This is a genomic window from Brevibacillus massiliensis, assembly GCF_000311785.1.
GTDB lineage: Bacteria > Bacillota > Bacilli > Brevibacillales > Brevibacillaceae > Brevibacillus_C > Brevibacillus_C massiliensis.
Map to the genome: position 1 here is coordinate 240888 of NZ_HE978539.1, position 22683 is coordinate 263570.

Here is a 22683-nt window from a genome sequence, read left to right on the forward strand (position 1 = left end):
CAAATTGTGATATTTTAATATTACAATATTCAGTTAATAACAACAATTCTGTCATTTATTGAACGGACGTGAATGGAGGGGAACAAAATGGCTTATGACTTCGTCCTGGATGAGCTTACGCAGATCATTCACTACTCTTTTGACGGGATCGTCATCTGTGACGCCGATGGAGTGATTCTCTTCCAGAACCCCGCTTACGAACAACTTACCGGTCTGCGGGCACAAGATTGTGTAGGGCGAAATCTGCAAGAACTGATCGACGAGGGGGTCATTGACAAATCAGTCACTTTTCGCGTCTTGCGTGAAAAGAAGCCGATGACGATCATTCAGAACTTCATCACCGGTAAAAAAGTACTCGTATCGGGCGTGCCGATCAGAGATGCAAGCGGGGAGATCAAAAAGGTCGTGTGCAATATTCGCGACCTGACGACACTTAATCAATTGGAAAAAGAAATTTTGGAGCTGGAAGAGCAAAATCAACGGGTGAACCGCGAACTGGAAGAATTAAAGGAAAAACAGGATGCGAGAAAGGCCATCGTCGCACACGATCCGAAGACAAAGGAAGTGATGGAGCGGGCGATGCGGGTGGCCCAGGTCAATTCCGTCGTGCTGATACAAGGGGAATCCGGGGTAGGAAAAGAGGGGATCGTCAACCTCATCCATCAGTACAGCAATCGCAGTGACAAGCCGCTCGTCAGGATCAACTGCGGGGCCATCCCGGAGCAGCTGCTGGAATCGGAGCTGTTCGGCTACGAATCGGGTTCCTTTACGGGAGCCAGCAAAACAGGGAAGCCGGGTCTGTTTGAGATCGCTTCCGCGGGGACGCTGTTTCTCGACGAAATAGGCGACATGCCCCAGCAGCTCCAGGTCAAGCTGCTTCGCGTCCTGCAGGAGTATGAAATTACGAGGGTAGGCGGGGTCAAGCCGGTCAAGATAGACGTGAGAATCATCGCCGCAACCAATCGGAATTTGGACGAGCTGGTTGCCCAGGGCAAGTTTCGCGAGGACCTGTATTACCGCCTGAACATTATCCCGATCGTCGTCCCGCCGCTCAGAGAGAGAAGGGACGATATCATTCCGCTCGTCTACCATTTTCTGCGCAATATCAAACATACCTACGGCGTCAACCGCATGTTTTCCCGCGACGCCCTGGAAAGCTTGCGGGAGTACGATTGGCCGGGCAATGTGCGGGAACTGCAAAACCTCGTGGAGCGAATCAGCTTGATGATCAACAAGCCCTTGATTAACCTGCAGGACATCGAAAGCGAAGTGAAAATCGGACCGGCCAGACGTTCCGCCAGTCACCGGCCGCCGCAAACCGTACAGCAGGGCCAGTCGTTAAAGGAGCAGCTGGAAGAGTGGGAGAGAGTCATCATCAGACAGTCCCTGAGCCAGTTTCCCAGCGTCCGCCAGGCAGCCAAAGCTTTGCAAATCGATCAATCAACCCTGATCCGCAAGATGCAGAAGTACCGGATGAAGCGAGAAGTGATGTAAAACTGCATACATGTTGTAAAAACACATCACAAAATGATGATGTTTTGCAATCCCCTTTGCTGCCTGACCGGAACATCCGGTCTTTTTCTTTTTGGCACGGCACTTGCTATACCTGCAAGTGAAGGAAAGGAGGCCAATCATGCAAGAAGAAATCTCGATGATACGGAGTTTTGTCCGTACATTATCCGAGGATCAATTTCTCCCTATGGCCCAGGAAATAGACAGGACCGAAGAGATGCCCAAGTCGCACGTGCGGTTGTTGGCCGAACACGGGTTGTTTGGGGTCAACGTCCCGGAGGTTTACGGCGGTTCCGGAGGTTCCTCGCTCAGTCACCTGATCACGATTGAAGAAGTGGCCCGCTCATGTGCGGCTACATCTGTCCTTTTGACCACACAAGCTCTGGCGATTGCTCCCTTGTTGATCGCGGGGACGGAGGAACAGAAGAAAAAGTACGTGATACCGCTGGCAAAGGGGGATTTCCTTGGGGCTTTCGGCATTACGGAAGCGGGGGCCGGTTCTGATACGGCTTCGATCTCAACCAGGGCGATCAGAGAAGGGGATTTCTACATCTTAAACGGCCGGAAAGTTTTTATCACGAACGGAGGAGAAGCAGGCGTCTACATCTTTGTGACAACCGTAGACACATCCAAAAAGAACTTGGGAATTACGCTGTTTATCGTCGATGAGGGAACGTCCGGTCTTTCTTTTGGGCGCAAGGAAGAAAAGATGGGCATCAGGGGCTCGGTCACCAGGGAAGTCATCCTCGACAACGTGCGCGTTCACCGCTCGCAGATGCTGGGAGCGGAAGGGGGCGGCTTTAAGGTCTTGATGAAGTCGCTGAATCACACCAGGCCGGGAGTGGCGGCCCAAGCGTTGGGCATCGCCCAAGGGGCGTTTGAAGTGGCGGTCCGGTATGCGAAAGGGCGGGTCCAGTTCAACAGGGAAATCGCCAGCTTCCAGGGCATCCGGTTTATGCTGGCCGATATGGCAACACAGATCGAAGCGGCCCGCAGACTCGTCTACTACACAGCCGAGCTGTTGGACAGCGGCTCCCGGGAAGTCGTCCAGGCAGCTTCCATGGCAAAACTGTTCGCTTCCGACATGGCGATGAAGGTGACGACTGACGCCGTCCAGATTTTGGGGGGGAATGGCTACATGCGGGACTACCCGGTGGAGCGGATGATGCGGGATGCCAAGATAACGCAAATCTACGAGGGAACCAATCAGATTCAGCGGTTGATCATAGCAAAGGAAATATTGGGCAGGTGAGACAGGTGAAATGCTTTGTGATCGGCGGCGGTCTGATGGGTTCGGGAATCGCTCAGACAGCCGCGCAGGCAGAAATGGAAGTGACAGTCGCAGACGTCAGCCAGGAGGCTTTGGCCAAAACGAGGGAGAAAATCAGCGATTCGCTGCATCGCCTTGAAAGGAAGGGAAAGCTGGCCGATGCGTCGGCGGTAAAGGAGCGGATCGGGTATCAGACTGACTGGGCCGGCATCTCGGAAGCGGACCTGATCATCGAAGCGGTTCCGGAAAACCTTGCGTTGAAACAGCGCGTGTTCAAACAGCTGGATGAATCGGCTGCGGCGGGAGCCCTGCTGGCCAGCAACACCTCCTGCCTGTCGATTACGGCGATCGGTGCCGTCACCAACCGGCCGGAGAATGTCGTAGGCATGCACTTTTTCAGTCCAGTCCCGATGATGCCGCTTCTGGAGGTAGTCAAAGGACGCAAGACGGCAAAGGCGACGGTTGAGAGGGCGGCGGCGATCGGAGAAAAGCTGGGGAAGCGGGTCATTATCGCCCAAAAAGATTACCCCGGATTTCTCATGAACCGGATATGGCTGCCGATGGTGAATGAGGCCTGCTACGCCCTGATGGAGGGAGTGGGGACGCCGGAGGATATCGATCAGGGTTTTGTCAATGGGTATGGCCACAAAATGGGACCTTTGAGGACGCTCGACATGGCCGGGCTGGATGTGGCATTGGCGGCCATGGAGGCCCTGTACGAGGGATTTGGCGATCCCAAATACCGCCCGTGCCCCCTGCTCAGGAACATGGTCGAAGCCGGGGAGTTGGGCGTGAAAACGGGCAAAGGCTTTTACTCTTATGCAGACGACGGAGGGGATTGAGATGCATGTAGGAGATGCGTTGGTACAGATGTTGCTGCAGATGAAGGCTGACACCGTGTTCGGGGTGCCGGGAGGGCAGACGCTCCCGCTTTACGACGGCATCCACAACACCAAGGGAAAGGTTCGCCACATCGTGATGCGGGCGGAAAAAAACGCTGCGTATGCCGCAGTCGCGTATGCCAGATTGACCAACCGGGTCGGGGTCTGCGATGCGACAGTCGGACCCGGAGCGGCCGAGTTTACCGCCGGGCTGGGAGAAGCCTTCAATTCCTCGACGCCGGTTTTTGCCCTGTTCAGCGATCTGCCGTTGGAGTGGGAGCACCTTCGGGACCGCGGAAACGCCTCGCAGGGCTTTTACCAGCTTGAGATGGTAAAGCCTTTTACCAAATGGACAGGGAGAATCACCAGCCAAAAGGCACTGCCGGACATGATCCGGAATGCCTTTATCAAAGCGGTATCGGGACGGCCGGGTCCGGTGGCGCTGTCGATTCACGAGGACGTGTTTAAAGAAGCGTGGAGCGGGGACGTGCCGGATATGCCGGACAATCTCGCCGTTTTTTCCTCGGCATCGACCATCGGCGGAGGACGCCCAAATCGAGCTGGCACTGTCTGTTCTGACAGCAGCCGAGAAGCCGGTGATGATTGTCGGCGGAGGGGCGATGCTGTCCCGGGCGGAAGCGGAAGTTACGGCTCTGGCCGAAGCCTTGACAATCCCGGTTTTGCAAACGTTTACAGGCAGAGGGGTGATCCCCGACGACCATCCCCTGGGGATCGGCATGGCCGGCGGGATCGGCACCTTGTCCGCCAAGCAGCTGGCGGAAGAAGCGGATGTCGTCTTCCTCGTCGGGTTCAAGTCGGGCCAGAACACGACCTTTACCTGGCAGATCCCGACCTCCCAGCAAACCGTGATTCACCTGGACATTGACGAGGCGGAAATCGGCAGGGTGTTCCAGGCCGATGTAGGGCTTGTCGGCGATGCCAAAGCGACACTGGCCAAAATGCTGCAGTTGGCCGCTGAAAAGCCCTTGCATCGCGAGTATCCGGAGCGGCAGGAATGGATCGCCGCAGCCAAAAAGAACTGGGAAGAGTACGTGCAGGCCGAGATATCGGCCGAATCGGAGTGGCTAAAGCCGCAGCAGGTGCTGGACGCGCTCAACCAGATAGCCCAGCCGGACGACATTCTGGTATGTGACGCGAGTTTCTCCAGCGGTTGGGGCGCCGTCTACTTCAAGCACAAAGCGGCGGGCAGGAGGCTGCTTACGCCGCGGGGGCTTGCCGGTCTGGGCTTTGGACTGCCGGCGGCGATCGGCGCCGCTGCGGCCGGCACGCGCGGTGAGGTGTACCTGCTTGCCGGCGACGGAGGCTTTGCCTACACCGTCGGAGAATTGGCGACGCTGCAGGCGTACGGTCTAAAAGTCAATATCCTCGTTCTCGACAACCGGAATTGGGGCTGGATGGAATGGCTGAACAAGTTGAACTACGACAAGGAGTACTTCGATTTGCCGGCAGTCGATTTCGCCAAGGTAAGTGCGGGCTTCGGCCTGCGGGGCTTTCGGGTGAAGGGCAAAAAGCAGCTGGCCGAAGCATTGGCGGAAGCGAGGAAAGCGACGGTGTCCACAGTCATCCATGTGGATACAACTCTCTGGGAGACGCCGGTCCTGGGGTTCCGCGAGGCGATCGGGCGAAGACAAAACGCGCCGGTAAAGTACATGTAGGAGGCTGGTGACGATGCAATTTCCCCTTTCCAGTTTTAAAAATCCGACGGAGATCATCTACGGCTTTGAAGCGGCCGGGCAGCTGCGGCCGATCCTGGACCGGCAAGGGTTTAAGCGGATCCTGGTGATTACCGACCCGGGGATTGTCGCAGCCGGTCTGCTGCGGGATGTGGAGCGGCAGTTGGAGGGGCTTGTGTACGCCGTATATGCCGAAGTGGAGCCGAATCCTTCAGTGGTTACCTGTGAGCGGGCACTGGCCGCGCTGCAGGAGGTAAAAGCGGAAGTCCTGGTGGCGATCGGCGGCGGCAGCGCCATCGACGTCGCCAAGGCCGTAGGCTTGCTGGCTGTCAACGGGGGCAGCATTGTCGATTACGAAGGCATCGACACGTTCGCCCAACCGATCCTTCCGCTGATTGCCATCCCCACTACGGCCGGGACGGCAAGCGAGGTAACCATTTTTACCGTCATTACCGACGTCGACAGGCAGTACAAGCTGACTGTCGGCGGGTATAAATTGGCGCCGCGCTGGGCGCTGGTCGATCCGCTCATGACGGTATCGATGCCGAAGCAGATCACCGCTTCGACGGGATTGGACGCCTTGGTCCACGCCATCGAATCCTACACCTCAAAAATGGCCTATCCGCTGTCCAAGGCGCTGGCCCGGGAAGCGATCCGGCTGATCAGCGGCCATTTGCGCCAGGCGGTGTACAGCGGCGATCAGCTGGCGGCCCGGGATAAAATGCTGATGGGCAGCTTGCTGGCGGGACTCGCCTTCAGCAACACCCGCTTAGGCGTATGCCACGCGATGAGTCACCCGGTCAGCGCGATGTTCGGGGTGCCGCACGGTGTAGCCAACTCCATCTTGATCCCCCACGTGATGGAGTACAACGCGCTTGCCGTTCCGGAGCTGTTTGCCGATATCGCCGAAGACATGGGGGAGAACACGGCGGGTCTCACCTTGATGGAAAAGGCCGGAAAAGCTGTCGAGGCGGTGCGAAAACTGTCCAGGGACATCGGGATTCCCGCTCGGTTTTCCGATTTTCAACTGGACCGCGGCAGAATTCGGGACATGGCGCGGGATGCGATGAAAAGCGGGAATATTCCGATCAATCCCCGCAAGGTGTCGCAGGACGATCTGATTTTGCTTTACGAACAAGCATTGTGAGGGATGGGGCATGAGACTGTTTGATTTATCGGGGAAGACGGCGTTGGTGACAGGGGGCGGCAGAGGCTTGGGCAGGGGCATCGCCCTCGCCTTGGCCGAAGCCGGAGCGGACGTGGCCGTCGTCAGCCGGACCGGCGGCGAGCTCGCGGAAGTCTGCCAAAGAATCGCGGAGTTTTCCCGCAAGCCGTTTTGCCAGGCGTTGGACTTGCGTGACAGTGAAGCGCTAAGGCAGTTTGTGGACCGGCTGGTCAGGGAACAGGGGAAGCTGGACATCTTGGTGAATGCCGCCGGAGTCAACGTCCGCAAACCTTTTTTGGAGATATCCGGGGATGATTGGGAGTATGTCATGGACGTCAATTTGCGGAGCGTGCTGGCGGCCAGCCAGATCGTCATTCCCTACATGCAGAGGGTGCAGCAAGGACGGATTATCAACATCGCCTCGCTGACGAGTGAAATCGGTTTGCGGGATATGGCGGCTTACGGTGCCAGCAAGGGGGGAGTTTCCCAGCTAACGAAAGCTATGGCAGTTGAATTCGCCAGGGACGGCATTCGGGTAAATGCGATCGGCCCGGGCTATTTCAAAACGCGGCTGACTGAGCCGGTGTTTCGCGACGAGCAGAGAAGAGACTGGATCCTCTCGAGAATTCCCTTGGGGAGAACGGGAGAAGATCGCGATCTGGCGGGAGCGGCGATCTTTTTGGCGTCGGCTGCATCCGACTACATAACGGGACAGACCATTTATGTGGACGGCGGATGGCTCAGCGCCTAAACAGCTCGGCTCGTACCTGCCTTCAAGAAATACTATACGAGGAGGGATCATTGGTGAAAAGATGGCTGTCGTTCTTGCTTACAGGTTTGATCGCCTTGACAACTGCTTGTTCAGGCAGTCCCGCTGCAGGTGGCGGCGGGGAGAAGGAAGTCCTGCAAATTGGCGCTCTTTACCCGTTGACCGGTTCCTCGGCCCTGCTTGGCGACGAAAGCTACCGCGGAGCCGAGCTGGCCGTCAAGCTTCGCAACCAGAACGGCGGTGTAGCCGGGGGGAAAACAGTGGAGTTGGTCAAAACGGATGCGCCTGACGCGAATGCGGCGCAGGCCGAAGCGGACCGGCTCATCACCCAAAAAGGCGTCAAACTGATCCTGGGGTCCTACTCAAGCTCGATCTCGTTCGCCGCCAGCGAAGTGACGGAGCGAAACGGCGTGCTTTACTGGGAACTGGGGGCTGTCTCCGACCAGGTGACCGAGAGGGGATACAAGTACGTCATTCGGACAAATCCGCCCGCCTCCCACTTCTCCAAGATCGAAATTGATTACATCAAAGATGTTGTAGCCGAGAAGCTGGGGAAGAATCCATCCGATCTGCGGATCGGGATCGTGCATGAAGACTCCCTGTACGGTACGACAGTGGCCGAATTTGTCAAAAAGTACGCCGAGGAAGCCAACTTGAAGCTGGCCACCATCCAGCCGTACAATTTGAAGTCGGTCGATCTGTCTTCTGTCGTTCTCAACGTCAAAGAGGCGAAGCCGGACGTATTGATCGGCGTGTCCTACCTCAATGACGCCATCCTGTTCTGGCGGCAGGCCAAAGAGCTGGGCCTGGATGTTCCCGTCTTCATTGGAACGGGCGGCGGACATACGATGAGCGACTTCCAGAAAGCGCTGGGCAAGGATGTCGACGGCATCTTAAACGTGGACTTTCCGCAGTACGAGATCAACAAGGAGTACACGCCCGGACTGGACGACTTTGTCAAGCTGTACAAGGACACCTATGGGGAAGAGCCTCGCTCCGGCCACTCGCTGGCCAACTTCATGGGGACCAATGTGCTCCTGGACGTGATTGACCAGGTGGGCGATATCGATCCGGACAAGCTTCGCGAGGCTGCGATGAATTACAAGCTGGAGCCGGGAAAATCGGCGACCGGCTGGGGCATCCAGTTTGACGAGAAGGGCCAAAACAAGCTGGGGCAGCCGTACGTCCACCAGTGGATCGACGGGAAGCTGGTCGTCGTCTGGCCGAAGGGAGCGGCGCTGAAAGATGTGACGCTGCCGATGCCGAAATGGAGCGAAAGACAATAAGACAAGGATGCAAGGGAGGGGGTTTGGATTGACACAGTTTGCGCAGGTCGTCATCTCCGGGATTCTGGTTGGGGGGATCTACGCCTTGATCAGCATGGGGCTGAACTTGATCTTGGGGGTTGTCAGAATCATCAATTTTGCGCATGGGGAATTCTTGATGATCGCGATGTACATCAGCTTTTTGCTTTACAGTACGTGGGGGCTGGACCCTTACGTCTCTGCGCCGATTGTGGCACTGGCTTTGTTTGTCTTCGGCTGGCTGGTGCACCGGGTGATCATCCAGCCCATACTGGACACTTCGGCAACGGTGAAGATTTTTGCCACTCTGGGCCTTTCCATTACCCTGCAAAACTTTGCCTTGATGATGTGGAACGCCGACTACCGCACGGTCCAAACAGCTTATCAGACCACCGTAATCCGCATGGGGGAAGTCGCTGTCAGCGTTCCGCGGCTGATCGCTTTTCTCGTCGCAGTGCTGATCTCGCTCGGCCTGTTCCTGTTCCTCAAATACACCCTGACGGGGAAAGCCATCCGGGCCGTCGCCATGGAAAAAAGGGCAGCAGCGCTGGCGGGGATTCCCGTAAAGCGAATCTACCTTTTGGCCTTTGGCATCGGGTCGGGGCTGGTCGGGCTGGCCGGCTCGCTGCTGATGCCGATCTACTACGTATTTCCCACCGTGGGCACCTTGTTTGTGCTGACAGCTTTTGTCGTGGTCGTGCTCGGCGGGATGGGAAGCATGTTTGGGGCTTTTCTCGGCGGCCTGCTGATCGGCCTGGTCGAAGCGCTGGCCGGGGTGTGGATCTCGCCCGGCTTAAAAGAGGCAGTCTATTTCGCTATCTTCATCCTGGTGCTGCTGTTTCGCCCTTCCGGCCTGTTCAGCCTGGGCAAAGGTTCTGAGGAGGTGGGGCTGAAATGAAACGGGCGGTAACCAAATCAACGCTGCTCTGGCTCTTGGTCCTGCTCATCGCGCTGCTGATTCCTGTGGTCGTCGAGAACAAGTTCTACATGCACACCCTGATCTTGATCCTGTTTTACGCGGCCGTCAGCGGTTCGTGGAATATTTTGGCGGGGTACGCCGGGCAGCTCTCCCTGGGACATGCCATCTTCTTCGGCCTCGGCGCCTACACGTCCACCCTACTGTTCATGAACGGGGGAGTATCGCCGTGGATAGGCATGTGTGCCGCCCTCGCGTTGTGCATGCTGGTGGGAGCCTGTATCGGCTACCCGTGCTTCCGCCTGAAGGGGCCGTTCTTTACCCTCGCCACCCTCGCCTTCTCAGAGGTAATCCGATTGGTCGCCTCCTTCTGGAAGGAGCTGACGAACGGCGCGGTCGGCCTCAACATTCCGTTCCAGGCCGGCTTTTCAAACCTGATGTTCCGGGGCAAAGAACCGTATTACTACATCGCCTTGGGCGTCTTATGCCTGGTGATCGCCGTTACCTACTGGATTGACCGGTCAAAAATGGGCGCCTATCTGATCGCGATCCGCGAGAATGAAGAAGCGGCTGACGCGCTGGGAATCCCGATTACAAGATACAAGCTGTACGCCGTGCTGATCAGCTCCGGTCTGGCGGGCATCACCGGGGTATTTTACGCCCAATACATTTTGTTTATCGAACCGGAGGCCATGTTTAACGTCAACTTTTCCGTTCAGGTAGCCCTGATCTCGATTATCGGCGGCATGGGCACGGTAGCGGGACCGGTCCTTGGCGCGGTGTTGATGATTCCCTTAAACGAGCTTCTGCGTTCGGCCTTTTCCGGATTAAACGGGTTGAACTTCTTCCTCTACGGCATCGTCTTGATCCTCGTCGTCTCTTTTATCCCCAATGGCATCCTGCCGACGCTTCGGGGCTGGCTGAGTAAAAAGCGGGCGAATCGCCATTCGCAGCTGACACAGGCGATTCCCGGCACGCAAAAAGGGGGTGGGCAAGTTGATTCTGCAAATTGATCAGGTTGTCAAGCAGTTTGGCGGGATTGCGGCTGTGAACGGAGTGAGTTTTAAGGTTGGCAAACAGGAAATCGTCGGAATTATCGGACCGAATGGGGCGGGCAAGACCACACTGTTCAACCTGATCTCGGGGGCACTTCCTGTCACTTCCGGCTCCATCCGCTTTAAAGGAGAAGAGATCACCAATCAAAAGGCCCATCTCATCTGCCAAAAGGGAATCGGCAGGACATTTCAGGTGGTAAAGCCGTTCGGCAATATCAGCGTGCTGGAAAATGTCAAAATCGGCGCCTTTAACCGGATACAAAAGTCCAGAGAGGCGACAGAGTACGCCGAGTACGTCCTGGAAAAAGTGGCTCTGATCCACCGGAGAGACTCTGTTGCCAAAAGTTTGACGATCGCCGACAAGAAGCGGCTGGAAGTCGCCAAAGCGCTGGCCACCCAACCGGAACTGCTGCTGCTCGACGAAGTAATGGCAGGCTTGAATCCCGGCGAGATTCACGAGATTATCCCGCTGATCGGCAGTTTGGCGAAGGATGGCCTGACCCTGGTGATCATCGAACACATCATGGAGGTCATCATGCAGCTGTCCCAGCGGATTGTCGTGATTCATCACGGTGAAAAAATCGCCGAGGGCAGTCCAACCGAGGTGACAAGCAATCCCAAAGTGATCGAGGCATACCTGGGGGAGGCGGTGTCGTTTGCTTAAAGTAGAGAAGGCAAATCTGTTTTACGGAGACGTACAGGCGCTCTGGGATGTCAGCCTGCAGATTGGCGAGGGGGAAATTGTCGCCCTGCTGGGCGCCAATGCCGCGGGAAAATCGACGACGATCAATGCGATTTCCGGTCTGGAAAAACTCTCGTCAGGGAAAATCCTCTACCGCAATGAAGAGATTCAGGGCAGGGACCCGCACGACATCGTCGAGCTGGGGATCGTCCAGGTTCCGGAGGGACGAAAGCTGTTTTCGTTCATGTCGGTCGAAGAAAACCTGGAACTGGGCGCCTACACCAAGCGGGCAAGAGGGGATTTCAAAAAAAATCTGGAGATGGTCTACACGTTTTTTCCAATCCTGCGGGAGCGAAAAAAGCAGTTGGCGGCGTCGATGAGCGGCGGTGAACAGCAGATGTGTGCGATCGCTCGGGGCTTGATGGGCAGCCCCAAGCTGCTGATGATCGATGAGCTGTCCCTGGGGTTGGCGCCGATCATGGTGCAGAGATTGTTTGCGGTGTTGAAAAAAATCAGGGACGCCGGCATTACGATCCTGTTGGTGGAACAAAATGTGGGGTACTCGCTGGCGCTGTCGAATACGGGATTTGTGCTGGAAAATGGGCGGGTCGCCCTGGCGGGAAGCGCTTCCGAACTGCTGGGTAACCCCTATCTAAAGCGAGCTTACTTGGGAATGTAGGTGAGATGATGTTGGCCGCAGTGAAGACCAGGCAAAAAGGCGAAGTGGTGGTAAAGAGCGTCGAACAGCCGCGGCTGTCCGCCGATGAGGTGCTGATTCGCGTGGATTATTGCGGAGTTTGCGGCAGCGATTTGCACGCGTATAACCACGCTCCCGGGTATGAATTCGTCCAGGGGCCGAGAATACTCGGGCACGAGCTGTCAGGGGAGGTCGTGGAGGGATTCGGCGGCGCGGGCCGCCCCCTCCTGCACAAGCGTGTGACGGTGGAATCGATTCAATACTGCGGGGAGTGTCCGACTTGCCGCAGCGGGCGAACCCATATATGTGAGCGGCTGCGGGTCATCGGACTGCATTTTGACGGCGGCATGGCCCAGTACGTCAAGTGCGACTCCCGCTTTGTCCGGGAGGTCCCCGGCCCGCTGTCCAACCTGGCGGCCAGTCTGGCAGAACCGATGTCGATTGCCGTCCACGCCGTCGAAGCGATTGGCAAAGTCGGAGCGGGAGAGCGGGTCCTCGTTCAAGGGGCAGGCATCATCGGCTTTTTCACCGGAATCGTCTGCCGCTCGCTCGGGGCTGAAGTGATCATCGCCGGATTGCCGAAGGATCGCGAGACGCGTCTGGTCCACGCCGCAACCTTCGGAATGGTCCCCCATGTCGTGGGCGAATCCGGCTGGATCAGGGACAAAGCAGACGTCGTCTTTGAGTGTTCCGGCTCTCCCCAGGGCGTACTGGCGAGTCTGGAAATGCTGAAAAAAGGGGGGCGGGCGGTGTTTGTCGCCTTGTACGAAGCGAGCGTCGAGCTGTTCTTGACCAGGGCTGTCCGCAATGAATGGCAGCTTTTGACCAGCTACGGGTGCCGCCCCGACGATTATACCCGGGCCTTTGGAATATTGCAGCAGTATGATCCCCAGCTGCAGCAGATGGTTTCGGTCTATCCGCTTGCGCAAGCAGGTCAAGCGTTCGCGGATGCTTTGCAGCAAAAGGTGTTGAAGCCTGTTTTGGATGCGAGGGGCTGAAGAAGAGTGGGGAGAGGCAGGTGAGAAGGAATGCAAAGAAAAGGGCTATCGGAGACGATCAAGGTGATGCAGAATCACCGTTCCGTTCGCAAGTATACGACAGATCCAATTCCGCGCTCCGACTTGCACGAGATTATCAAGGCGGCGCAGGGAGCAGCTTCATCCAATTTTGTTCAGGCGTATTCGATCATCCTCGTGACGGATCGGGACAAAAGACAGCAGATCGCCAGGCTCGCCAACAATCAGGGACATGTCAATGACTGTCCGGTCTTTCTGCTGTTTTGCGTCGATTGGAAGCGGCTGGAATACGCCACGGACAAACAGGGCGTCCGGATTCAGTACGACACCGTGGAAAATTTTATCGTCGGCGTGGTAGATACGGCTCTCATGGCGCAAAATGCTCTGACTGCTGCCGAATCACTCGGGTACGGCGGCTGCTACATCGGGGGTGTCCGCAACAATCCGGGCGCGATCAGCGAGATTGTCAGACTGCCCGACAAGGTGTTTCCGCTGTTCGGGATGTGCCTGGGCGTGCCGGCAGAGACACATCAGGTAAAACCACGGCTGCCTGTTGAAGCGATCCTGCATGAGAATGGATACAGGGAAGAGCACAGATGCAGGCATATTATTCATCGAGGACCAGTAACAACAAGGAGAGCAGCTGGTCGCAGACGATGGCCCGGTTTTTGGCGGAAAAGCGGAGAGTGCACATGAGGGAGTTTCTTGCGAAGCAAGGGTTTCATCTGAGGTAAATGAACAGGTCGAGGTGAATGAATGAACAATCGGGTCGCGATTGTGACAGGCGGAGGCAGGGGTATCGGCAAGGGGATCGCCAAAGGGCTGGCGTCTCTGGGAATTCACGTCGTCATCAATGACATAGACGAGGGCTTGGCCGCTCAGGCGGCCCGTGAGATCGGGCCCAACGCTTCTGTGCAGGTATGCGACATAGCGGATTACCATGCGGTGTCAGAGTTTGTCTCCCGGACGGCAGACAGGTTGGGGAGCGTCGACATCCTGGTGAATAACGCAGGCATCTCGCCCAAAAGGGCAGGGAGCAAAGTCCCGGTGTACGAGGTGGATCCCCGCGAGTGGCAGCGCGTCGTCGAGGTGAATTTAAACGGAGCTTTTCACCTGACCAGGGCAGTGTCCCCTTACATGATCGGGCAGAATTTTGGGCGGATTGTCAATATTTCGTCGATCGCGGCGAAAAGTTACATTTCGGTCGCGGGCTCGCACTATGCCGCCACAAAGGCGGGATTGATCGGATTGACCAAGGCCTCCGCAGGGGAACTGGCTCCCTATGGAATCACGGTAAATGCGATTGCCCCGGGACGGATTGAAACGGAAATGATGGCGGCGGCAGGAACGGGAGCCAACGATGCGATCCTGTCGCAAATTGCCAGCCGAAGGTTTGGGACTCCGGCGGACGTCGCCGGGGCAGTGGAGTTTTTGATCAGCGATAAGGCTTCCTACATTACAGGCGCCGTGCTTAACGTTGACGGCGGCTGGGTTATGGCCTGATCGCGAAAAAATAACGAGGTGATCGATGTGAAGAATTATCAATTGTTTATCGGCGGAAAATGGGTGTCCTCTCTGTCAGGGGATTCGTATGAGGTAATCAACCCGGCTACGCGAGAAGTGGTCTGCCGTGTCGCGTATGGCGACGATCGCGATGCCGAATTGGCTGTAGAAGCGGCTGCCGACGCCTTTCCCAAGTGGTCGCAAACTCCCGCCAAGGAGCGCGCCGCCATCTTGATGAAGATGTATCAGCTCATGCTGGAGCGAAAAGAAGAACTGGCCCGGACGATTACGCTGGAGATGGGTAAGCCGATCCGCGAAGCGAGGGGCGAGGTCCAAAGTGCGGCGGATTACGTCCAGTGGAATGCGGAAGAGGCGAAAAGAACGTACGGCGAGACGATCCCGTCGTCATTTGCCAACAAGCGGCTGCTTACCATCCGGCAGCCCGTTGGTCCGGTCGCCGCGATTACGCCGTGGAACTTTCCGCTGGCGATGGTCACCCGCAAACTTGCGCCGGCTCTTGCCGCCGGCTGCACGGCGGTGCTCAAGCCGGCTACCCAAACGCCGGGCTGTGCCGCCATGCTCTTTGAAATTGCCCAGGAAGCGGGATTGCCGGACGGCGTGGCTAACCTCGTTGCGGGCAGCTCGGGCAAGATCGGCAAAGCGCTTTTAGGCAGCCACAAAATCCGCAAGATTACGTTCACCGGCTCGACAGAGGTAGGCAAACTGCTCTTGAGGGACGCCGCTGATCAGGTGAAGCGGGTATCGATGGAACTGGGCGGCCATGCCCCGTTCATCGTATTTGCCGACGCTGATCTGGAAAAGGCGGTCGAAGGAGCGATTGCCAGCAAGTTTCGCAACACCGGGCAAACCTGTATCTGCGCCAACCGCATCTATGTGCAGTCGCCGGTAGTGGAGGCATTCACCGCCCTGTTCAAGGAGAAGGTGGAAAAAATGGTCGTCGGCAATGGTTTGGATGAGACGACGGATATCGGGCCGGTCATCGATGAGCAGGGGCTGCTCAAGGTGCATGAACATGTAGAGGACGCCCTCTCAAAAGGGGCCAGGTTGATCAGCGGCGGGGAGAAGTGCCAGCCTGGCGCGGGCACGTTCTACAAGCCGACCATCCTGGCAAACGTGTCGGAGGAGATGATGATCTCCACGGAAGAGACTTTTGGACCGGTTGCTCCCATCTATTCGTTTGATACGGAAGAAGAGGTCATCGCCAAGGCGAACCAGACAAACTACGGCTTGGCGGCCTATTTTTACACTCGTGATCTCGGGCGGGCCATCCGGGTTTACGAAGCGCTGGAGTACGGAATGGTAGGTTGCAACGATCCGGTTCCGACGACGGTCCAGGGGCCGTTTGGCGGCTGGAAGGAGAGCGGAATGGGCCGGGAAGGCGGTCCGCACGGGCTGGACGATTTCCTGGAGACGAAGTTTGTTTCGATTCAAATCTGAAGGACGGATGACTTGGGCGGGCGACGGCTCAAGTCTTTTTTTTGCCAAACTTTTGACACCGTGCTTAGAAAAGCGGTTAGCGGAAGGAATCACCTTGTTCTCGTCGAAGTGTCAGGGTTATGATGGCAATGCTGGCACTCGCCAGTATCCGGATACTTTGGATTTCGCTTCATACCAGCTCGGAGCAGCCTCTTGCCGTCAAGGGAGAATTAGATTTGCGGGACTGGGATTTTACGCAGAATCGCGTCCTGTCATCGAATGGGGAGTGGGAGTTCTATCCAGGCAAACTTCTGATGCAAAGCCCTGGCAACCTTAATGAAACTGAGGGGAGCATCGCACAGACCGTCCTGGACCGCGGAAAAGAGTCGTTGGGCGAAAAGAACGCGAAAAATCTGGAGCTGTTGATGCGGGGAATCCATGACAGACGTTCGGAAAAAGGGGCGGGAATTGGCCTGCTCATTTTCGCGCCGATACCGTGCATTTTTGGGGGATTCTTGTTCAGAAATCGTTCAGTTGAACATGGTGAAATTGGTAGGGTTGTATGCGGAGGACAAAAGCATCGTACAACAAGGGTTGGGGGACCTTCATGAGATTGTCTGGCTTCTTGATTTTTCTGCTGGTAATCATCGCGTTTTTTTCAGTTATATGTGCCGTTCCATCCTCGAAAAGCCATAGAGGGATGGAACAGGCGGATATGGGATACATGCTGCCTGGAGAACAGTTTATCCGCAATCATATGGTTAATCGGGATGGAACGCTGAAAACCAATCTGAAAGCGCGGGTTGAATCCGCTGCTGATCGTGCACAAGGGGAGGATACGCTGTCCGAATCGCTGGGCTTATGGCTGCAGTACGCGGTGGAAAAAGGCGAGCAAGTCCAAAGAAATTGTTTCGATTCCCTTGGAGCAGGTGCCGCGCTTGCCTCAAACTGCAGAGGCAGGCGTCGATCAAAAGACCAGTTATCCGGTCTGGCTGATTGCGCTGGTGCCGATCCTGTTTGCTGCCCTGTTGGCTATTTTTATCCGCATGTGGCGAAAACAAAAACAGGACCGCCAAGGAGATAAGTAGCGGCAAAACATGAGATGAAGACGTGTGCTGCAAATTTCGCACGTTTTTTTGCAGACTGCCAAGGAAAGAGTGGAATGGAGTCGAATTGTATCACGTCGAAACTGAACAGGACATAAAGGTTCGACTGGAAACACATAACCAAGTTGTTGAAGGGAAGTAGCCCATGATCCTGCTTGAAGGGTATTACAATAAATGGATCGTTTTGTTGTCGTTTGTCATCGCGGCGGTGGCTTCGTACTCGGCGCTAAATCTGGCGAGCAAGATTTCCGGGCGCAGGGGCGATAGCCCGTGCGATTATTGCGATGGCCACTCAATTGGAGTTGGAACTGGTCGCCGAAGGTGTAGAGAGAGAAGACCAGATTCAGTCTTGCGCACCTCGGGCTGCAACATCATGCAAGGATTTTACTAGGGAAAACCGATGGAGCCTTCGGAGATCGGCACGTAGCTGGTCCGTCAGGTGGTATAAAAAAGTCCCGTCCCTCACAGGGAGGAACGGGAGGCAGGAGAGGGCTTCCTCTCCAGCAAAATCGTCAAGCTGATCAACGTAACCAGGATCGTCGCGCCCATGTCGGACAGAATGGCGATCCAGAGCGTCAGCAGCCCGGGGATGGTCAAGAGCAGCGCAATGATCTTTAATCCCAAGGCAATCGCGATGTTGCCTTTGATGATCCGGTTCACCCGTTTGGCGATGGAGACGGCTTCCGGCAGCTTGCCGAGATGGTCCTGCATCAGCACGATGTCGGCCGTCTCGATGGCGCTGTCCGTCCCTTTGCCCATGGCAATCCCGAGCTGGGCGGAAGCAAGCGCCGGTGCGTCGTTGATGCCGTCCCCGACCATTGCCACATTTCCCTGGCTGGCCAGGGCCTTGATTTTTTCGACTTTTTCATCCGGCAGCAGGCTGCTGTAATACTGCGAGATTCCTACGGCCTTGGCGGTTTTGGCCGCTGTTTTTTGGTGATCGCCGGTGAGCATGACCGTATGGCGGACACCCAGCCGGTGGAGGGCGGCGACGACTTCCCTGCTCTCGTCGCGAATCTCGTCGGCGATCCCGAAGAGTCCCAGGACAGCTTGGCTGTCAGCGACCAGGACCAGGGTCAGTCCCTCTTCTTTTAACCGGTCGATGTCCTGCTGGATCTCTTCCGGTATGGGAATGTGAGAGATGCTTTTTTCATTGCCGGCCCAGAAGACTTCCCCGTTGATCCTGGCCCGGATCCCTCTGCCTGAAACCGTCTCGACCTCGTCAGGGTCGACGGCGGTGATTCCTCTTTGCTCGATCTCGCGCATGATCGCCTTTGCCAGCGGGTGAGAGGAGGATTTCTCGATGGCGGCGGCGGTCTCGTAGAAGCGCTGCTCGTCGTAGACGAGCGTTTTTTCGACGTGGGGCTCCCCTTTGGTCAAGGTACCGGTCTTGTCAAAGGCGATGGTGTCGATCCGGCCCAATTGCTCCAGGAAGACGCCGCCTTTGATCAGAATGCCGTTACGGGCGTTCCGGGTAATCCCGGAGACGATCGCGATCGGGGAGGAGAGGATCAGCGCGCAAGGACACCCGACGATCAGTACGGCCAGCCCCTGATAAAGCCATTCATGCCATGCCCCCTGCAAGAACAGCGGCGGAATGAAAACGACCAGGATTGCCACGAGAATGATCAAGGGAGTGTAGTACTTGGCGAACCGGTTGATAAACGATTCAAGCGGTGTCTTCGTCTCCTGGGCTTCTTCCACCAGGTGGAGGATTTTGGCCAGGGATGAATCCTCGTACGCTTTTTCAATCCGGACTTTAAGCACTCCCTCGTTATTCAGGCTGCCGCCAAAGACGGGCTCGCCGGCTGCCTTCTCGATTGGCAGTGATTCGCCGGTTATGGCCGCCTCGTTAACCGAGCTTTTCCCCTCGATGACAATGCCGTCTGATGGGATCTTTTCCCCCGATCGCACGAGGACGACGTCGCCCGCTGCCAGTGAAGCGATCGGAACCACCGTCTCTGTGCCGTTTTGAATCAGAGTCGCTTCCTTTGGGGCAATCTGCAGCAGGCTTTCCATGGAACGGCGGGCCTTTTCCATCCCGTATCCTTCCAACAGCTCGTTAAGTCCGAACAAGATAGCGACGAGCGTTGCCTCCTTCCATTCTCCGATTCCAACCGCGCCGACGAGGGCGATCGTCATTAAGGTATCGATCGTAAATTGGAAGCGGAAAAGGTTTTTTACCCCTTTGATGAAGGTCGTATACCCGCTGATCGCCATGGCAAACAGGTACATGCCGATGACGGCGATGTCGCTGGCCCGATCCTGAAGCAGCAGCGCCAGAAGGTAGACGGCCGCCGATACGGCCAACAGGTACTTCCATTTTGTACTTCCGTTGGCATGGTCAAGGTGATGTTCCGCTTCGGAGTGGTCATGGCCCGCTTTTTCGATATAGGCGCCTTCTGTCCGCAGGATTTTTTCGACCTGGTCCAGCTCGACCTTGTCATCTACCGTCAATTTTCCGGTGTTGTAGCTTAATTTGGCGCTTTGCCCGTGTTTCAGCTTCCGGATTTGTTCTTCGAGACCCTGGGTGCAATGCGCACACGAGAGTCCCTTGACGCGGTATTCTGCCATTGCTGCTGTCTCCTCTCCTAATCGTGGCAGGCGTGGTGAATCGCCTGCGCCAACAGATCCATTACGTGTTGGTCGTCCTGGGAGTAATACAGCGTAGTGCCGGCCCGGCGAAACTTGACCAGACGGAGGTTCTTCAAAAAGCGCAGCTGGTGGGATACCGTCGACTGCAGCAGCGACAATTCTTCGGCAATCTCGTTGACCGAACACTCCCTCTGGGATAAAAGGTGCAAGATTCGAATGCGGGTCGTATCCGACAAGGCTTTAAATGTTTGGGAAACCATAAAAAGTGTTTCTTCGTCCAGTTCCTCACATGGCAGGTTTGGTTGATTTTCTCTATGTTCCATAAGAACCTCCAAATTGCAAATATGTTCATATGTTCATATATTAAAACAAAAAAAGAAAAGATACAAGGGGGACTGCCTAGAAACAGTCCCATTTCCATTTATCTCATACCCAACCGAATGCCCGAACCGTCTGCGCTACCGCAAAGGTGACGGCGATCGCGATGGCAAGAGGGATCACGCCGGAGAGAACGGTCCATTTTACGCTCTTCGTTTCTTTGTAAATATTGATCAGCGTTGTGCCGCACGGGTAATGGAGCAAGGAGAACAGCATCGTATTCAAGGCGGTCAGCCAGGTCCAGCCGTGATCGAGAAAGATCTGCTTGATATTATCCAGCCCGTCGGCATCTACCATCGCGCCGGTGGACATGTATCCCATCAGCAGGATCGGCAGAACGATTTCGTTTGCCGGCAGTCCGAGGATAAAGGCCATCAGGATAAAGCCATCCAGGCCAATCGCGCGGGCAAACGGATCGAAAAAGGCTGCCATGTGGTTGAGTACACTGGTTCCGCCAACGTCGACATTGCCCAAAATCCATGTGATGACGCCGGCCGGGGCAGCGACGAGGACGGCCCGTTTCAGGACATTCCACGATTTATCTCTCGAGGAGATGAGGATCGTCTTGATAAATTGCGGCTTGCGATAAGGCGGCAATTCCAGTGTGTAGTGAGTCGGAATGCCGCGCAGCGCTGTTTTCGATAAAACCCAGGAGACAGCCAGCGTCACTGCTACGCCGATCAGCACCATCCCCATGACGATGAACGCAGTTACCATCGTCTGGTACTGGCTGCTTACACCAACGGCCATGAACAGGGAAGCGAGCAGGATCAGGATAGGCCATCTGCCGTTGCAGGGTACGAAGTTGTTGGTCAAAATCGCCAGGATTCTCTCGCGCGGAGATTCGATGATCCGAGTGGACAGGATGGCCGCCGCGTTGCAGCCAAAACCCATCGACATGGTCAGAGCCTGCTTGCCGTGGCCGCCCGATTTTTTAAACAACCGGTCCATGTTGAAGGCAACCCGCGGCAGGAATCCGAAATTCTCCAAGAGTGCGAATACGGGGAAGAAGATGGCCATCGGCGGCAGCATGACGCTGATCACCCATGACGTCCCCCGGTAAAAGCCCAGCACGAGAACCCCGTGTATCCATTCCGGCACATGCAAGGCCTGAAAGCCGGCAGTCAGGTACCCTTCTATCCATGTAAACATGCTGGCCAGCATTTCCGACGGGACGTTCGCGCCGGCGATGGTAATCCAGAAGACGACACCCAGTATCGCAAGCATGATCGGGAAGCCCCAGATCGGCGATGTGACGATCTTATCCAGCCGGTAAGTCGTCTCCAGTTTTTTTCTGTCCTCATACCTGACGGACTCGCGGCAGATTTCATGGGTCGTCTTGTAGATGTCGCTGACGATGCCGTCCCTGATGCTGTTTCCTTCTGCCAGCTTGGCGGCGGCGGCAAAGAGCGAATCCAATGAATTGGAAGAATTAGTGGCATACGGTTTGGCCATAGTTTACCACCTCCTTTACGGGTGCGCTTTCGCCGGCGTGTTCCTTCAGCGCTGCGAGCAAGGACCCATCGCCGTCCAATAAGCGCAAGGCGACCCATCTGGCCGGGAAGAGGTCACCCAGCGTCTGGCGAATAAAGGGCTCCAGTTTTTGGATGCTCTGTTCAATTTCCTCGCTGTACGTGACCCGAATGGGGACAGGTACGATCCGGCCTGAAGCCACCTTTTCCACCAGATCCAGCAGCGCTTCTATTCCGGTCTTGCTGCGGGCTGATATGGCTGCAACGGGCACGCCCAACCGTTCGCTGATTCTGTCAAGGTTGATGCGGATCCCCAGTTTGGCCGCTTCATCCATCAAATTGATGCAGACGACCACGCGATTGGTCATCTCCAGCACCTGCAGCGCCAGATTCAGGTTCCGTTCCAGGGAAGTGGCGTCGAGAACGACGATCGTCACGTCCGGTTTTTCAAAGATGATGTAGTTCCGGGCCACCTCTTCATCGGCTGAATTGGAGTACAGCGAGTACGTTCCCGGCAAATCGATCACGCGAAATGTCTTTCCGTTATGGGTAAATTCACCCTCGGCCCTCTCCACTGTTTTGCCTGCCCAGTTACCCGTATGCTGGCGCAGTCCGGTCAGCGCGTTGAAAAGGGTGCTTTTTCCGGTATTGGGGTTGCCGGCGAGAGCGATTCGGTACGTTGTCATGAGCGGTCACCTCCAATAAGTTCCCCGAAGATAAGCGAGCTTTCTTCCTGCCTGAGCGCAATGGTCGTATTGTTCACGCGAAACGCAATCGGATCACCCAGCGGACTTTTTTGCAAGACCTCTACCACATTTCCCGGGACAAACCCGAGATCAAGCAACCTTCTCCGCAAGACTCCCTGTACGTCAATCCGGACCAGTCGAACCCGGTTGCCGGTCTTGGTATCGGAGAGCCGGACACTGGTTGTTGGCATATGTTTTCACCGTCCCATAATGTATGAAGCTAAGCCAAAGTGTTTACCTGAAGCAACTTTTGGTGCAAAAATTTTTGGATAGTACGAAATTTGCATATGCTATAATCTATGCCGCTTCTTGAAAAAGTTGTGTTAGAAATAAAAATTTTCACGAGGGCAACTTTTTAGCACTAAGCCATCCTTTAATCGAATTATATCCAAAATGTTTGCCCCGACGCAACACTTTTTTGCAGCATGGGAAGGGATCGCATTCATCGAAGCTTTTCCCATAGGGAGCCGGTTCGCTTCGGCTTT

22 protein-coding genes and 2 pseudogenes are annotated in these 22683 nt (G+C 56.0%); 19 read left to right on the plus strand and 5 right to left on the minus strand.

The features are described from left to right. Positions 1–87: 87 nt before the first annotated feature. From HGBM_RS12010 to HGBM_RS32255, 19 genes and pseudogenes are all read left to right on the plus strand, one after another. Positions 88–1494 carry a sigma-54 interaction domain-containing protein gene (locus HGBM_RS12010; protein ID WP_019121352.1) on the plus strand — a complete coding sequence of 469 codons (1407 nt, stop codon included), beginning with the start codon at positions 88–90 and terminating at the stop codon, positions 1492–1494. A gap of 139 nt (positions 1495–1633) precedes the next feature. Then, on the plus strand, positions 1634–2764 hold the full coding sequence (locus HGBM_RS12015; RefSeq protein ID WP_019121353.1) for an acyl-CoA dehydrogenase family protein: 1131 nt from the start codon (positions 1634–1636) through the stop codon (positions 2762–2764). Between the two features lie 5 nt (positions 2765–2769). Further along, a complete protein-coding gene (locus tag HGBM_RS12020; protein WP_245552953.1) occupies positions 2770–3624 on the plus strand; it encodes a 3-hydroxyacyl-CoA dehydrogenase family protein in 855 nt (284 codons plus the stop codon). A gap of 1 nt (position 3625) precedes the next feature. Further along, positions 3626–3949 (plus strand): annotated as a pseudogene (locus HGBM_RS32250) (thiamine pyrophosphate-binding protein); the annotation flags it as partial. Between the two features lie 313 nt (positions 3950–4262). Continuing rightward, positions 4263–5339, plus strand: a complete 1077-nt coding sequence (locus HGBM_RS29565; RefSeq protein WP_245552955.1) for a thiamine pyrophosphate-binding protein — start codon at positions 4263–4265, stop codon at positions 5337–5339. A gap of 13 nt (positions 5340–5352) precedes the next feature. Further along, positions 5353–6504, plus strand: a complete 1152-nt coding sequence (locus tag HGBM_RS12035) for an iron-containing alcohol dehydrogenase (protein ID WP_019121356.1) — start codon at positions 5353–5355, stop codon at positions 6502–6504. A gap of 10 nt (positions 6505–6514) precedes the next feature. After that, complete coding sequence (locus tag HGBM_RS12040) at positions 6515–7273, plus strand: SDR family NAD(P)-dependent oxidoreductase (RefSeq protein ID WP_019121357.1); 759 nt, start codon at positions 6515–6517, stop codon at positions 7271–7273. A 53-nt stretch (positions 7274–7326) separates the two neighbouring features. Next, a complete protein-coding gene (locus HGBM_RS12045; RefSeq protein ID WP_019121358.1) occupies positions 7327–8577 on the plus strand; it encodes an ABC transporter substrate-binding protein in 1251 nt (416 codons plus the stop codon). A 28-nt stretch (positions 8578–8605) separates the two neighbouring features. Next, entirely contained in the window at positions 8606–9493 is an 888-nt protein-coding gene (locus tag HGBM_RS12050; RefSeq protein ID WP_019121359.1) for a branched-chain amino acid ABC transporter permease, read from the plus strand. Next, positions 9490–10524 (plus strand): branched-chain amino acid ABC transporter permease, encoded by a 1035-nt coding sequence (locus HGBM_RS27315; RefSeq protein WP_019121360.1) that lies wholly within the window; start codon positions 9490–9492, stop codon positions 10522–10524. The genes HGBM_RS12050 and HGBM_RS27315 overlap by 4 nt, the downstream gene beginning before the upstream one ends. Continuing rightward, complete coding sequence (locus tag HGBM_RS12060) at positions 10499–11230, plus strand: ABC transporter ATP-binding protein (RefSeq protein ID WP_026074361.1); 732 nt, start codon at positions 10499–10501, stop codon at positions 11228–11230. The genes HGBM_RS27315 and HGBM_RS12060 overlap by 26 nt, the downstream gene beginning before the upstream one ends. Continuing rightward, complete coding sequence (locus tag HGBM_RS12065) at positions 11223–11927, plus strand: ABC transporter ATP-binding protein (RefSeq protein WP_019121362.1); 705 nt, start codon at positions 11223–11225, stop codon at positions 11925–11927. Before HGBM_RS12060 ends, HGBM_RS12065 begins: the two co-directional genes overlap by 8 nt. Before the next feature lie 20 nt (positions 11928–11947). Then, on the plus strand, positions 11948–12943 hold the full coding sequence (locus HGBM_RS28910; protein ID WP_245552969.1) for a zinc-dependent alcohol dehydrogenase: 996 nt from the start codon (positions 11948–11950) through the stop codon (positions 12941–12943). A gap of 30 nt (positions 12944–12973) precedes the next feature. Continuing rightward, positions 12974–13695 (plus strand): annotated as a pseudogene (gene nfsA, locus HGBM_RS27325) (oxygen-insensitive NADPH nitroreductase). Positions 13696–13717: 22 nt separating this feature from the next. Beyond that, the gene (locus HGBM_RS12080; protein ID WP_019121364.1) at positions 13718–14464 is read left to right on the plus strand and encodes an SDR family oxidoreductase; all 747 of its coding nucleotides are present in this window, start codon (positions 13718–13720) and stop codon (positions 14462–14464) included. A gap of 27 nt (positions 14465–14491) precedes the next feature. Next, on the plus strand, positions 14492–15922 hold the full coding sequence (locus HGBM_RS12085; RefSeq protein WP_019121365.1) for an NAD-dependent succinate-semialdehyde dehydrogenase: 1431 nt from the start codon (positions 14492–14494) through the stop codon (positions 15920–15922). Positions 15923–16041: 119 nt separating this feature from the next. Further along, the gene (locus HGBM_RS12090) at positions 16042–16512 is read left to right on the plus strand and encodes a hypothetical protein (RefSeq protein ID WP_019121366.1); all 471 of its coding nucleotides are present in this window, start codon (positions 16042–16044) and stop codon (positions 16510–16512) included. 192 nt (positions 16513–16704) lie between these two features. Continuing rightward, complete coding sequence (locus HGBM_RS12095; RefSeq protein ID WP_019121367.1) at positions 16705–16989, plus strand: hypothetical protein; 285 nt, start codon at positions 16705–16707, stop codon at positions 16987–16989. Between the two features lie 163 nt (positions 16990–17152). Further along, positions 17153–17398, plus strand: a complete 246-nt coding sequence (locus HGBM_RS32255) for an MHYT domain-containing protein (RefSeq protein WP_342626540.1) — start codon at positions 17153–17155, stop codon at positions 17396–17398. A 71-nt stretch (positions 17399–17469) separates the two neighbouring features. Here the strand turns inward: HGBM_RS32255 and HGBM_RS12100 are convergent, their stop codons facing one another. The 5 genes from HGBM_RS12100 to HGBM_RS12120 form a co-directional block, all read right to left on the minus strand. Continuing rightward, the gene (locus HGBM_RS12100) at positions 17470–19581 is read right to left on the minus strand and encodes a heavy metal translocating P-type ATPase (protein ID WP_019121368.1); all 2112 of its coding nucleotides are present in this window, start codon (positions 19579–19581) and stop codon (positions 17470–17472) included. Between the two features lie 17 nt (positions 19582–19598). Continuing rightward, complete coding sequence (locus HGBM_RS12105) at positions 19599–19925, minus strand: ArsR/SmtB family transcription factor (RefSeq protein WP_019121369.1); 327 nt, start codon at positions 19923–19925, stop codon at positions 19599–19601. A gap of 103 nt (positions 19926–20028) precedes the next feature. Next, the gene (locus tag HGBM_RS12110; RefSeq protein WP_019121370.1) at positions 20029–21435 is read right to left on the minus strand and encodes a nucleoside recognition domain-containing protein; all 1407 of its coding nucleotides are present in this window, start codon (positions 21433–21435) and stop codon (positions 20029–20031) included. Beyond that, entirely contained in the window at positions 21413–22138 is a 726-nt protein-coding gene (locus HGBM_RS12115; protein WP_019121371.1) for a FeoB small GTPase domain-containing protein, read from the minus strand. Before HGBM_RS12115 ends, HGBM_RS12110 begins: the two co-directional genes overlap by 23 nt. Beyond that, positions 22135–22389 carry a FeoA family protein gene (locus HGBM_RS12120; RefSeq protein WP_019121372.1) on the minus strand — a complete coding sequence of 85 codons (255 nt, stop codon included), beginning with the start codon at positions 22387–22389 and terminating at the stop codon, positions 22135–22137. Before HGBM_RS12120 ends, HGBM_RS12115 begins: the two co-directional genes overlap by 4 nt. Positions 22390–22683: the final 294 nt, after the last annotated feature.

Coding starts and splice junctions, on each gene's coding strand:
- HGBM_RS12010 (WP_019121352.1), top strand. CDS start 88: ATGGCTTATGACTTCGTCCTGGATGAGCTTACGCAGATCATTCACTAC.
- HGBM_RS12105 (WP_019121369.1), bottom strand. CDS start 19,925: ATGGAACATAGAGAAAATCAACCAAACCTGCCATGTGAGGAACTGGAC.
- HGBM_RS12090 (WP_019121366.1), top strand. CDS start 16,042: ATGATGGCAATGCTGGCACTCGCCAGTATCCGGATACTTTGGATTTCG.
- HGBM_RS12100 (WP_019121368.1), bottom strand. CDS start 19,581: ATGGCAGAATACCGCGTCAAGGGACTCTCGTGTGCGCATTGCACCCAG.
- HGBM_RS12120 (WP_019121372.1), bottom strand. CDS start 22,389: ATGCCAACAACCAGTGTCCGGCTCTCCGATACCAAGACCGGCAACCGG.
- HGBM_RS12015 (WP_019121353.1), top strand. CDS start 1,634: ATGCAAGAAGAAATCTCGATGATACGGAGTTTTGTCCGTACATTATCC.
- HGBM_RS27315 (WP_019121360.1), top strand. CDS start 9,490: ATGAAACGGGCGGTAACCAAATCAACGCTGCTCTGGCTCTTGGTCCTG.
- HGBM_RS12035 (WP_019121356.1), top strand. CDS start 5,353: ATGCAATTTCCCCTTTCCAGTTTTAAAAATCCGACGGAGATCATCTAC.
- HGBM_RS12110 (WP_019121370.1), bottom strand. CDS start 21,435: ATGGCCAAACCGTATGCCACTAATTCTTCCAATTCATTGGATTCGCTC.
- HGBM_RS12040 (WP_019121357.1), top strand. CDS start 6,515: ATGAGACTGTTTGATTTATCGGGGAAGACGGCGTTGGTGACAGGGGGC.
- HGBM_RS29565 (WP_245552955.1), top strand. CDS start 4,263: ATGATTGTCGGCGGAGGGGCGATGCTGTCCCGGGCGGAAGCGGAAGTT.
- HGBM_RS12080 (WP_019121364.1), top strand. CDS start 13,718: ATGAACAATCGGGTCGCGATTGTGACAGGCGGAGGCAGGGGTATCGGC.
- HGBM_RS32255 (WP_342626540.1), top strand. CDS start 17,153: ATGATCCTGCTTGAAGGGTATTACAATAAATGGATCGTTTTGTTGTCG.
- HGBM_RS12115 (WP_019121371.1), bottom strand. CDS start 22,138: ATGACAACGTACCGAATCGCTCTCGCCGGCAACCCCAATACCGGAAAA.